The 12,421-nt window shown below is 47.3% G+C and carries 12 protein-coding genes; 6 read left to right on the top strand and 6 right to left on the bottom strand.

Annotated elements, in window-relative coordinates; genetic code table 11:
- Positions 1 to 34: 34 nt before the first annotated feature.
- From OZ401_RS00610 to OZ401_RS00595, 4 genes are all read right to left on the bottom strand, one after another.
- Positions 35 to 502 (bottom strand): hypothetical protein, encoded by a 468-nt coding sequence (locus OZ401_RS00610; RefSeq protein WP_341468770.1) that lies wholly within the window; start codon positions 500 to 502, stop codon positions 35 to 37.
- 1 nt (position 503) lies between these two features.
- The gene (locus OZ401_RS00605; protein ID WP_341468769.1) at positions 504 to 923 is read right to left on the bottom strand and encodes a M67 family metallopeptidase; all 420 of its coding nucleotides are present in this window, start codon (positions 921 to 923) and stop codon (positions 504 to 506) included.
- Positions 920 to 1,810 carry an ATP-dependent sacrificial sulfur transferase LarE gene (gene larE, locus OZ401_RS00600; protein WP_341468768.1) on the bottom strand — a complete coding sequence of 297 codons (891 nt, stop codon included), beginning with the start codon at positions 1,808 to 1,810 and terminating at the stop codon, positions 920 to 922. The genes OZ401_RS00605 and larE overlap by 4 nt, the downstream gene beginning before the upstream one ends.
- An 86-nt stretch (positions 1,811 to 1,896) precedes the next feature.
- Positions 1,897 to 2,301: a YraN family protein gene (locus tag OZ401_RS00595; protein WP_341468767.1), complete on the bottom strand. Its 405-nt coding sequence runs from the start codon at positions 2,299 to 2,301 to the stop codon at positions 1,897 to 1,899.
- A gap of 82 nt (positions 2,302 to 2,383) precedes the next feature.
- On the opposite strand from OZ401_RS00595, the gene OZ401_RS00590 reads away from it, so the two are divergent.
- The 6 genes from OZ401_RS00590 (at position 2,384) to OZ401_RS00565 (ending at position 10,319) form a co-directional block, all read left to right on the top strand.
- Positions 2,384 to 3,025: a ribonuclease HII gene (locus OZ401_RS00590; RefSeq protein ID WP_341468766.1), complete on the top strand. Its 642-nt coding sequence runs from the start codon at positions 2,384 to 2,386 to the stop codon at positions 3,023 to 3,025.
- Positions 3,026 to 3,049: 24 nt separating this feature from the next.
- On the top strand, positions 3,050 to 4,225 hold the full coding sequence (murG, locus tag OZ401_RS00585; protein WP_341468765.1) for an undecaprenyldiphospho-muramoylpentapeptide beta-N-acetylglucosaminyltransferase: 1,176 nt from the start codon (positions 3,050 to 3,052) through the stop codon (positions 4,223 to 4,225).
- Positions 4,226 to 4,258: 33 nt separating this feature from the next.
- Positions 4,259 to 5,521 (top strand): phospholipase D-like domain-containing protein, encoded by a 1,263-nt coding sequence (locus OZ401_RS00580; RefSeq protein WP_341468764.1) that lies wholly within the window; start codon positions 4,259 to 4,261, stop codon positions 5,519 to 5,521.
- Positions 5,522 to 5,633: 112 nt separating this feature from the next.
- On the top strand, positions 5,634 to 8,636 hold the full coding sequence (locus tag OZ401_RS00575; RefSeq protein ID WP_341468763.1) for a WD40 repeat domain-containing serine/threonine protein kinase: 3,003 nt from the start codon (positions 5,634 to 5,636) through the stop codon (positions 8,634 to 8,636).
- A 389-nt stretch (positions 8,637 to 9,025) separates the two neighbouring features.
- Complete coding sequence (locus tag OZ401_RS00570) at positions 9,026 to 10,021, top strand: alpha/beta fold hydrolase (protein ID WP_341468762.1); 996 nt, start codon at positions 9,026 to 9,028, stop codon at positions 10,019 to 10,021.
- Positions 10,022 to 10,097: 76 nt separating this feature from the next.
- Positions 10,098 to 10,319 (top strand): hypothetical protein, encoded by a 222-nt coding sequence (locus OZ401_RS00565; RefSeq protein WP_341468761.1) that lies wholly within the window; start codon positions 10,098 to 10,100, stop codon positions 10,317 to 10,319.
- On the opposite strand, the gene OZ401_RS00560 is transcribed toward OZ401_RS00565, so the two are convergent.
- Together OZ401_RS00560 and ilvA are read right to left on the bottom strand one after the other, a co-directional pair.
- Positions 10,291 to 10,857, bottom strand: coding sequence for a TMEM165/GDT1 family protein (locus tag OZ401_RS00560; protein ID WP_341468760.1), 567 nt, complete (start codon positions 10,855 to 10,857; stop codon positions 10,291 to 10,293). The genes OZ401_RS00565 and OZ401_RS00560 overlap by 29 nt on opposite strands.
- Before the next feature lie 254 nt (positions 10,858 to 11,111).
- Positions 11,112 to 12,356, bottom strand: coding sequence for a threonine ammonia-lyase (ilvA, locus tag OZ401_RS00555; RefSeq protein WP_341468759.1), 1,245 nt, complete (start codon positions 12,354 to 12,356; stop codon positions 11,112 to 11,114).
- Between the last annotated feature and the right edge of the window lie 65 nt (positions 12,357 to 12,421).

The raw sequence follows: 12,421 nt of genomic DNA, 5'->3' as shown, positions 1-12,421 counted from the left end.
ACTACATGTCTAAATATTTATTAATCCATTTTTATCATTGTTTTGAACTATGCGGCTGTTCAGGAGTCTTTTTCGAGTGATTCCGTACCGGGGGAGGCGGCAAGAAAAGCGCTTTTTGCCGGAACATTAGTACAAAACACACCCCTGAAACGACAACAAATAGCCAAGTAATCACGATCCAGATGTCCGGTAAAAGATTCAGAACCGCCGCCGGAACTGCAAAGAAAAGAAATGTAGCAATAAATATTAGCGACCCCCAAAATGAGAGTCGGCTATATAAAGGAATTGTGAACAAGAGCCACAACTCAACCATTGCCAGTAGTGCAGCGGCAGGGATGATGCGGAATACTTCTTGCTGCACCGAAACTAATACCATTACCCCTGTTGCCACCACCGATAGAAAGAATACAAAGGTAATAAACAGGACTTCCCAATTGCGGTCGCTAAAAGCGTTGCGCTGAGGCTTTTTAGCGGCTTGTTTTTCTACAGTTTGTTTCGCCATTTTAAATCACTTCAAGTTTAGTTTCGTGAGCGCGTCCCTTCTCAATTCGATAAGCGCGCGTCTCACAGTCTAAAGTGCCGTTATTGTTTTCATAAACCGAGGTAATCAGGTACATCACACCCGGTAAATCTGCCAGCCGTATATCGGTTTGGCTAGGACGGGCAGGATAGCGCGGGTGCGAATGGTAAACCCCGGTCAATTTCATGCCACGCACCTCAAACGCCAGTAAAGTTTCCAGCGTTTGCTCTGGCGCTATATTGTATTCTACTTGCGGTTGCCCTGAGATATTGCGGGTGGGCTTTAGCTCAATTGCCTGACCCAGCACACTACCGCCCAGAAAACCGCAAATCTCATAAGGAAAGCCTTCTCGCGCCAGTTGCTCGATGTTCGCCAGTGCTGCGCGCTTGATAAAGAAATTCACGACTGTGTCGTCGTCTTTCGCTTAATCTGAATTACTTCGTTCAGGCTTCCGGTGCGATAGCCATCTAGGTCAAGCGCTACATAACTATAACCGAGTCGGTGCAAACCCTCAGTTACCTGAGTACGGATGGGTTCTTGCACAAAAAGAGGCAAATCGGCGGGCGAAACTTCGAGGCGTGCCATTTTATCGTAGTGGCGCACGCGCACCCCGCTAAAGCCCAAATCCTGTAGCAGTTCTTCCGCTTTACCTATCATCTCCAGAGCCTCAACCGTAACAGCAGTGCCGTAGGGAATACGTGAACTGAGGCATGCCGCTGCCGGTTTGTTCCAAGTGGGCAAACCTAGCGCCTTGGATAGAACGCGAATATCTGCTTTACTCAAACTCGCTTCTTGCAAGGGGCTACGCACTTGCAACTCTTTGGCAGCCCGCATGCCGGGGCGATAATCGCCCATATCGTCCAGGTTAAACCCATCGGCGATAAATTTAAATCTGCCACTCGCCGCTATTTCACCCAATTCCGAAAAAAGCGTGTTTTTGCAGAAATAACAGCGTTGTGGGCTGTTTTCTACATATCCGGCGCGCTCCATTTCGTTGGTCTGCGTGATAATCAGCCGCACCCCCATTTCTTCGGCATGCTTGCGGGCAAGCTCAATCTCACGAGGTGGAATGCTTGGCGAAATTGCAAGGCAACCTGCCGCATTCTCAGAACCTAGCGTCAGGTCGGCAACTTTGAGCAAGAGCGCACTGTCAACGCCACCGCTATAAGCGACCAGTACCGACTCCATTGCAAGCAAGATACTTTGCAAATGTGCGGCTTTTTCGGCGAGCGCAGATTCAAGCTCACCAAAAGAATTAATTATTCTATTATTAGCAAAATCTATAGTCATTTTATTTATATTCCTGATTGGTATTAGGCAAAAGGCAGTATTAAAAACATATATATTATTCAGGTTAGCACAGCACTAAACCCAAATCAACCCTCCAGAATGTTCTCAACCACTTCAAGCCGTTCAAGTAAGCCACTCCGGTTGAATTGTACCGCTACCAAATCGTAGCGACATTCCGGTGGCTCACCATGTTCATCATATAATTCAGGATGAGCTTGTAGATATAAATCACCCAACAGGTGTAGGGTTCGCAACTTCCGGGGTGTCAACGACTCTTCAGGGCTACCGGATTGATCACCGCGCCTTGTTCGCACTTCCACGAAAACAAGGCACTTTCCATGCCACGCCACTAGGTCAAATTCACCATAACGGCAGCGCCAGTTTGCCTCTATAATTTTGTAACCCACCGCCGCTAATTTCTCGGAAGCCAAACGCTCTCCCAAGTCGCCTAATTTTTTGCGGGCTTTTGAGTCTGGTAGGTGCATATCCATAATTATACGCTCTCTAGGTTGCGAAACGGACAGGCAAAGTGTAAACTTTGCTTAGATTGATGTCAACAAAGAATTCTTACTAATGCCAATATTTCCAAATCTTGAATTTGAACAAGCCCTTTGGCTAGAGGGAAAAACCCGACTGGTAGGCTTGGATGAAGTTGGGCGTGGCGCATATACTGCCAGTGTAGTAGCAGCAGCGGTAATCTTGCCCAATGATGAAAAAGCCCTGTCCCGGTTAGCCGGTGTACGTGACAGCAAAATGCTATCGCGTGAAGCGCGTGTGCGCCTTGTTTCGAGCATTCGCCAAACAGCGGTTGCCTACGGTATAGGAGCAGCCTCCCCTGCCGAAATCGAACGCTTCAATATCCGAGGGGCTACCGCACTGGCAATGAAACGCGCCTTGCGTAGAATCGGCACATACGATCATTTGCTGGTAGATGGCTTGCGGGTAAAAGAACTGGGTTTGGAACAGCAAACTGCCATTGTGAAGGGCGATGCGCTGTGCCTCTCCATTGCCTGTGCATCGGTAATCGCTAAAGTTTGCCGCGATGGGCTGATGTACAAACTGGCAGCGCGTTATCCCGGCTACGGCTGGGAAAATAATGTTGGATACGGTACGCCCGAACACATAGCAGGGCTAAACCGTCTTGGAATTACGCCGCATCATCGCCGCAGTTTTGCCCCGATTCGCGCATTACTACAGTGTGCCGATGGCGCATAAACCAATATTAAAGGAACGGGAATTTTGAGCAGAGAAATCCGCATATTGGTTACGGGCGGTGGTACTGGCGGACATGTAACTCCGGCAATAGCGGTAGTCCGTGCCATCCGTGAGCAAGCGCAAAATACAGATTGGAAGCCTGTATTCCGCTATCTTGGCAATAAACGTGGTATCGAAAGTAAACTGGCAGTAGAAGCGGATATTGAGTTTGAAGGCGTAGAAAGCGGTAAGTTGCGCCGCGCCTTTAACTTACGCGGTTACTTTACCAGCGAGAATATCGCCGATGCTTTCCGAATCCCGGTGGGTATTGTGCAAGCGCTCTGGAAAGTATGGCAGTTTCATCCGCATGTGGTCTTAAGTACCGGGGGTTATGTCAGTGTACCGCCTGTTATAGCGGCTTGGTTATTGCGAGTCCCGGTTATCACCCACGAACAAACCGTCCAAATGGGTCTTGCCAACCGGATAACGGCGCGTTTTGCCCGCACTATCGCCCTGACCTTTGAAGGGGCAGCGCAGGAACTATCGCCACGCTTGCGGCGCAAAACTAGAGTAACAGGCAACCCGGTACGTTCTATAATTTTTAAAGGTGACAGAGAAAAAGCAATAGCCCGTAGTGGCTTTGACCCTATTGATAATCACTTACCAACCCTGTATGTAACCGGAGGGGCGCAAGGGGCGCGTATCATCAACCGGGCAATAGAAGCAGTTTTAGGGGAGTTGTTGCCACTTTGCCGGATTATGCACCAATGTGGACAGCAACCCGCCGGAGATGAACAGGATTACGACCGTTTGGCAAAAGTAGAAAGTAGTTTGCCAGAACAGTTGCGCCACCGTTACTGGCTGACCCGTTTTGTGGGCGATGAAATCGGAGATGTTTTCGCTCTTACCGACCTCGTAATCAGTCGCGCCGGAGCAGGAACGGTTACTGAGGTTTCGGCATTGGGTAAACCTACGATTTTCATTCCCCTTGTACCAACCGGCGGCGATGAGCAAACACGCAATGCAAAGCGTAGCGTGGAAGCGGGCGCAGCGGTTATTATCCCGCAAGCAGAATTAAACGGGGTGCGTTTGCTGGACGAAATCAAGAAGCTTCTAAAGAATACCGAACAACTTGAAACGATGGGCAAAGCCGCGCGCACGCTGGCACGCCCTAACGCAGCGCACGATTTGGCGCAGGTTGTTTTACAGGCTGTTTTATAATCTATTCCTTTTACAGAGAGGAGTCCACATCGGATGGCTGGTAATCAAAATAAAAAAAACGATCCTGAAAACTATGTGCCGCAACGAGAACGCACTATCAGAACGTTACTAATCTCAGGTATCGCACTAATTGTGGTAGCAGCTATCGCCATTGTTGGCTTGCTGATGATGGGTGGCAGCCAAACCACTGTCGCCGTAATAACAGCGGAAGCTACCGAAGACCCACAGCAGGAAGTTAGCAGCGTTTTGGATACAACCCCCAAGGCTATCGAAGGCACTGTGGTTGAAGGCGCGCTTGGCTCAGGGGGTCACTATAAAACCGATTGGTACGAGTTGTACTTTACTGCGCCTGTTTACCCGGATAAGCCTGAAAACCACAAAGGCAGCCTTGATCAATACTTAACCAATTTCATCAATACTGCCGAACGCACCGTTGACGTGGCAGATTATGACTTTGATTTGGCAAACGTGGCGGACGCAATGGTTGCTGCCACAAAGCGGGGCGTAAGGGTGCGCATGGTTACAGATACCGATACCATCACCAACAAAGACAAAAATATTCAAGCGGCTTTCGACAAACTGAAAAAAGCTAGTATAACCATTGTCGATGACCAACGCAGCCCGATTATGCATAACAAGTTCACGGTGGTGGACAATAAGGCAGTCTCTACCGGAAGCTGGAATTACACCGATGGCGATACTTATCATCTGAATAATAATGTGATTTTTATCAAGAATCCGCAGTTGGCACAGAACTATACTACCGAATTCGAGAAGATGTTTATTAAGAAAGATTTTGGACCAAACAAGGATAAAGGCGTACCCTATCCCTCGCTGCTTATCGGGAATACCAAAATTGAGAATTATTTTGCTGCCGAAGATGGGGTTGCCCAAAAGATTGTAGATAAAATCGGCACTGCTAAATCCAGCATTTATTTTATGGCTTTCTCCTTTACTCACAACGGAATCGGCAAAGCCATTATGGATAAAGCAAAAGCAGGGGTGAAAGTCGGTGGCGTTTTCGAAACCACCGGTTCACAAACCGTTTACTCGCAGTACAAAAAGATGCTGGAGCAAAAGCTAGACGTTTATACCGATGGTAATCCTTGGGTTATGCACCACAAGGTCATCATTCTAGATGAACATATTACAATCTTTGGCTCCTTCAACTTCAGCGACAACGCCGACAAATCCAATGATGAAAACTTGCTAATTATTGATGATGAAGGGCTGGCTAAAGCCTTCAAAACAGAATATGACCGAGTATTGGAAGTGGCTAAAGCCAAAAAGAAATAGCAGCGTCACTTTCACTCCGCACCGCGTTTGGTGCGGATTTTTTATGCTCAAAATATCGGTTATAATGAATTGGAGTTTCCCCGTTTCATAAGCTGGAAGGAATATTGAAAATATGTTGCAGGCTGGAGACGTAATCAGCGGAACCTATCGTCTAGTACGCAGATTGGGAAAAGGCGGTATGGGCGAAGTTTGGCTGGCACACCATAACCTCCTTGATGAGTCGCGTGCAATCAAGATTGTATTGGGTGAGCTTGCTGAAAACACCCAGTTGCGAGATAGGTTTGTGCGAGGCGAAGCCCGTAACGCGCTGCGGTTGGAACGACATCCCAATATTGTGAGGGTTTACGAACTTAGCCAGCATGAAAATATGCCTTACATGGTTATGGAATATGTAGAAGGTGTAAGCCTACGCGACCTCATGAATCTGCGTAAACCGATGTCCCTCTTTGAAACCGCAGAAATCCTACGACAAATTGCCTCCGGACTGGAAGCCGCCCACCGACAAGGGATGATTCACCGAGATATTAAACCCGCCAACGTTCTGATTGACGAGAAAAACGGAAATATTGCCAAACTTACCGATTTCGGGCTGGTCAAAAACCTTGAGGCGGATGGTGATAGTGGCTTGACCGCAACGGGTCAATATATGGGTACACCCTTTTATATGGCTCCTGAACAGGCGCATGGTAATGCCGACAAACGCAGCGACATTTATTCGCTGGGCGCAATGGTTTATGAGATGCTGGCAGGGCGACCACCTTTCATTGGGGTTACTACTTCTATAATTGTGCAACATGTCACCACGCCACCGCCAGCTTTGAGAGAATTTAACCCCACCGTTCCGGTTGAAGTGCAAAATGTGATTCTACGCGCCCTAGCCAAAAACCCCGAAGACCGTTTTCAAAACGCTACCGAATTTTACATGGCTTATCAGCATGCCCTTCATATCAGCAGCCCTAATCAGGGTGAAAAGACTACCCCGCTTGGTAGGGTCGCCCCTTTGCCGGGTCCCAGCACCTTTGGTATGTATCAGAATCCTCAAACCCCACCGACAGGTATCACCCCAAATCCGGCGCATATTTCCGGAGCAAATACGCCCCCTGATCTGAAATTGCCTAACGGGTCGAGCCAAACACCCCCGCCTGCAATTGAACCCGCATCGGAAAAAATGAAAAAAATGCCGTTATTAGTGATTATCGCCAGTGTAATCTTAATTCTGGCTACCGTTGCCACAATTCTGGTGCTGATAGTTTCAAGCAATTCAAGCAGCAATTCCAATGGCACTATCGGGGCATTTCGTCCTGTAACAGCTTCTTATCCCTTGCCAACGCAAATCGGCGAATCCAGAATCTTGGCGGGAGTTGCTCAAAACAGCGTAACGGCAATGGATGTTTCACCGGATGGAAGTGTGATTGCGGCTGGCTATAGCAATGCAACGCTGATTACTTGGCGTACTGAAACCGGAAAAGAGTTAACCCGCCTGTCGGGTTTTAACGGCACAGTACACGGGTTAAGTTTTTCACAAGATGGAAAGCGATTACTTGGCTGCGGTTCAGATAACTCCTTGCTTATTTGGAATATGCCCGATGGTAAAATTCTGCGTACCTTAGAGGGTCAAACCGTAAATGCGCTGGCTTGTGATTTTATAAATGACGGCAGGACAGTGTATTCAATCGCCGAAGATAACTCACGCCGTCAGTGGGAGCTTAACAACTCCGGTAATACTCCCGCTAACGTACAGTCCGGGCAAAGGCTCGAATCGAATCTGGTAGCTTTTTCGCCCGATGGCAAATTCGTGGCAGTGATTGACAAGCCGCAAAATCTTTCCGTTACTAACCTTACTACCTTTAGTGAAGCGGGACGAATTACCCTACAAACTAACGAAAATATTACGGCGGTTGCGTTCCACCCTTCCCTCAATATACTGGTTACTGCGATTGACGATGGTTCTCTACGCTTCTGGAATATTACTGCCAAGCAAAATATGCTGATCTTCAACCCTTTAATAAAACTAGCGCTACCCGATTCGGAATCGCTCTCAGCGTTACTTTATACCCCCGATGGGAAATTTCTTATTAGTGGCAGTACCGAGGGAAGGTTAGGAGTATGGGAGGCGGATTCGGGCAAGCAAATCTCATCAACCAACCCCCACGAGCGGGGCATTACTCGCCTTAAGTTTATGCCCGGCTCTAAACAAGTAGTAACTGCTTCAAACGATAACACGGTTGCCATCAGCACATTGGACGGACTAAAGCTGGATAAAAGCATAGGCTCGGCATCCTCAGCGTTGAGAACTTTGACGCTTTCTCCTGACGGGCGGCAGGTTGCTTTTACCCAGAATAAAAAAATCGTGCTATTCGACCTTGCAAAAGGTACTATCCGTTATCAGTTAGAGGGTCATAAAAATACGCCCTATAATCTGGCTTTCTCGCTAGATGGCAAGCGGCTTGTCTCAACCTCTTACAATGAGCTAATGTTGTGGGATACAGAATCCGGCAAACGGGCGGAGATTGAACAATTCGATAATGCTATCGGAGGGATTGCGTTTTCACCTGATGGTAAAAAGCTGGCGGTTGGTTCGTACAAACAGGTTTATCTTTATGATACAAGCAACTACCGCATTGGCAAAGAATTAAAGCCGAACACGCAGGAAGAAATCAGCGCTACCAGCCTAGCATTTGCAGATAACCAAACTCTGGCGCTGGTATGGGGCAATAAAAATACCTATCTTTGGAATATAAATGGCAACGAACAACCAAAATTGCTGACCCAAGAAGATGATAATATCGCTACTCTGGCGATTTCACCGGATAAAAAATTCCTTGCGGTAGCTATCAGCGGCAAGGTGCGCATGTACGACCTACCAAGCGGCAAGGAAAGGCTCTTGCTGGATACAAAAGATTACGGGGTGCGGCAATTGACTTTTGATTCTTCAGGAAAGCGACTTGCGGCTTCACTACCGGGCAATAATATTATGATCTGGCAATTGCCGAATCAAACTCCGCTTAACCTACAGGGTCATCAAGATAGCGTCAGTGGCTTTGCCTTCGTGCTGGATGAGAACTATGGTTTAAGCGCATCGGAGGATGGGACACTGCGAATCTGGAAAGTTTAAAACAACCTTACTTCGTAATCTCGTCCGTATCTGGGAATATAGCGTGGTTAAATGTTAGGAAAATAAACTATCACACTTTGCCAAAACCTCATAGAGATACAATATTTAATAAAAATGATAACTCAAGGCTCTTTGCACCAAATGGTTTGGAAACCATAATCCTCGTTTTGTTTTAATTTGATCCTGAAATAAATCCTAGAATAGTTACTTTAATACTATTATAATACTATTTTTCATGTTAATATAACTATGCCCAATTAAATAGTTTCATTTGGTTTTTCCAAAATTAATATCAAATCTGTCAATATACCAGATAAAATGAGGTTACCAGATCATAAACGGCATACTCTTTTAGCTTTCTGTTGAACAAAAAAAGAAAAGAGGCAAAGATGAAACGTATTTTAGGTATCCGTCTGGTCGTATTAGGATTGTTTTTTAGTATGCTCCTTGCAGCTTGTGGTGACCCATCACCAAGCGCTACAAGTAGTGCAACTACCACCAATTCGCCTACTACAGTGGCTGCGACAACTGTGCCTGTTACAACCGCGCCTGTTATAACACCATCTCCCACCGCACCCGTTTCAACCACTGCGGCTACAACAGCCACTCCAACTGCTCAGGATATAGCGGGCTTGGTAGATGTAGGAGGTTTCAAACTGTTTATTTCCTGTACCGGCGTAGGTAGTCCAACGGTGATTCTAGATACAGGTGCGGCAGACGATTCATCGGTTTGGTCGGCAGTTCAGTCGCAAGTTGCCCAATTTACCCGTGTATGTCGCTATGACCGAGGCAATTTGGGTAAGAGCGAACAAGCAACTACCCCGCGTACCTCTCAACAAATGGTCAAAGAGTTAAAAACTCTACTCACAAACAGTCAAGTCAAAGGTCCTTACCTGATAGTAGGGCATTCTCTTGGTGGGCTAAATATGCAACTTTACGCCAGCCAGTATCCAAATGAGATAGCGGGTGTGGTGCTGGTAGAATCCATGCATGTTGACCAATTTGCCCGTTTTGACAAAGCGCTGACTAAAGAACAAGCGGCGATAATTAATGATTTTACCGGTAACCCTGAAAAAATGACTTATGAGAATTTCAAGGAGAGCGTTGAACAGGCGCGAACGGCAGCAAAGTTTCCGCCTGTGCCCTTGATCGTTTTGACCAGAGGGTGGGTAGGTATGGTCAAACCACCAGAATCATATTGGCCGACCTCACTAGGAGACCCTTTTCCAGAACTCGAGAATATCTGGAGGGAATTGCAAGCTGATCTAGTGAAATTATCGCCCAAAGGAAAGCAGGTTATTGCCGAAAAAAGCGATCATTCAATACCTTTAAGACAACCTGAACTGATAACCCAATCTATTCAAGAACTCATCAAGCAGGGGTGATAAACGCTTGCAAGGCGCTTTTTTGCACAATCTTTAAATACTAAATTTTACATGTGGGATTAGTAATCTGGTGGGGATGAGTCGCGCACCCCTTGACATGGTTCATGAAGTAGGTTATAATGCGCTTGAGTTTGGAAATTACGGTAAGCCGCCCTCCTCCCGACAAGTGGACGAGCAAACCTTTTTCAAACGCGAGTCTGCCGACCCCACAATTAGAATGGCAGTACAAGCAAAACCCCGGTTTGTGAGCAACTGGGGTTTAATTTTTTTTATAAGAAAATCGTCTCTACCAGCGTAAAAATCCCCGTACCGATAAATATTAGAGCCGCCACGATTTGTATAGTTTTTTCCGGCAAGCGTTTGCCCGCTACAATCCCCACAATTACTGCTAGCCCGTCTGCCAGCACCATTCCTAAAGTTGAACCTATCCAGACTGGCACAAAGTCGCGATATTCGCTGCTCAGGGTAACAGTGGCGAGCATAGTTTTGTCGCCCAGTTCTGCCAGAAAAAAGGTAATACCTACTGTGAAAAGCGGTCCAAGCGCATGTTCCTTAACTTCGCCTTCATCATCCAGTTCATCACCGCGCAGAGTCCAGATACCAAAACCGATAAACGCCAACCCTGCCGCGATGCTTATCCAGAAAGAGGGCAGGCTTGCCCCTAACACTTCGCCGATAGTCACCGAAAACAAATGCACCAACAAGGTTGCTATCGTTATGCCAATCAGTACCAGCTTTGGGCGGTAACGAGTGGCAAACGCCAACGCCACCAGTTGTGTCTTGTCACCCATCTCTGCTGCGAAGATAAAGAAAAAACTTGCCAGAATAGCAGACACTTTCTCCTCCTTAACAAAAAAACGAGCCTTTTCACCCTACCGCAAAACCCAACACCCAAATAGGGGGGGTTGCTGTAAGGTAAAAGTCTCGTTTGCCAATAAATCTATACTGACCGACGGTTCCAGGCTTTTTTAGCCAGTATGTCGAAACCACCGCAACGGGCTTAAAGCCCGAAAACTACTCCCTTTTATCTTGTTTCGCCGCTATTATATAGCGCAGGTGAGCAACAATCAAATTGTTTTTAATCCGGCGATCAGTTAATGATTCTTGCCTCAAGCCCATTATTCCTGAGATGCTCCACCAGTTGGCTATGCTGCTCACGCGCGCGACACTCGATTTGCAATACTACTTCGGTGCGCCCCACCGGAACGTTAAGTTCGCCACGCCGATGCTGCACCTGTCGCAAATTCATACCCATTTCGGCTACCAATCTAAGCAAGTTATGGAGTTGTCCGGGCTTATCGGTTAAGAGTATAGAAACCGCAAATAGCCTGCCACTGCTGGACAAACCATAATCAATGATGTTTCCGACCAATGGCGTATCAATATTGCCCCCGCTGAGAATTACTGCCACCCGTTCGTCCTGTTTAAGCGGGATTTTACCAGCCATTAGTGCAGCAAGCCCAATTGCCCCCGCCCCTTCTACCAACGTTCGAGTACGTTCTAAAACTGAAACAATCGCTTCCGAAATTTTACCGTCATCCACCGTCACCACATCGTCCACATAGCGGCGCAACACCAACGAAGGACGCTCTCCCGGCAACTTCACCCGGATACCATCGGCTATAGTAGTGGCATCCGGGTTAATTGCGCTATACTTCCCACTCTGGATAAAGCCGTAGTAGGGCGAAACCGCCTCGGTTTGTACCCCGATAACCCGGACTTCGGGTTTTTGTAATTTAATCGCCAGCGCAATTCCAGAAAGCAACCCGCCACCACCCAAAGGCGCTACTACAGTATTGACATCGTGTAAATCCTGAAGCACTTCCAGACCGATTGTACCCTGCCCGGCAATCACATCCCAATCATCATAGGGATGCACCATCATTAATTCACGCGCTTTTGCCAACTCATTGGCAAAGGTGAAGGCTTCTTCCAATGTATTTCCATGCTGGATGACTTCTGCTTTCAAGTCGCGACACGCCATTACTTTAGTCAAGGATGCCCCTAACGGCATTACTACTGTAGCCGCAAACCCGCTAAATAGGGCGGCGCTGGCAACGCCCTGAGCATGGTTTCCCGCGCTGACACAGATAATCCCTAAAGGGCGCTCGTCACCGCGCATTTCTGCTAAGCGAGAGATTTTATTATAAGCGCCCCGGATTTTAAAAGAACCGGTGCGTTGCATATTTTCAAATTTTAGAAATACTGTCGCACCGCACTCCTTGCTAAAAGCCTGAGATTCCATCAAATCGGTGCGGCGTACCACACCGGAGATGCGCCCGGCTGCTTCCAGAATAGTTTCCAATTTTACGGGTATCTCAGTTGAGGCTGTCATTCTTTCCCACCACTATTTACAGGATACAGGTTGAATAAAGTAATAGCGAAATTATACTCTAAACC

The sequence above is a fragment of the Candidatus Chlorohelix allophototropha genome, from assembly GCF_030389965.1.
Taxonomy (GTDB): domain Bacteria; phylum Chloroflexota; class Chloroflexia; order Chloroheliales; family Chloroheliaceae; genus Chlorohelix; species Chlorohelix allophototropha.
This window is presented reverse-complemented; position numbering and strand designations above follow the sequence as displayed.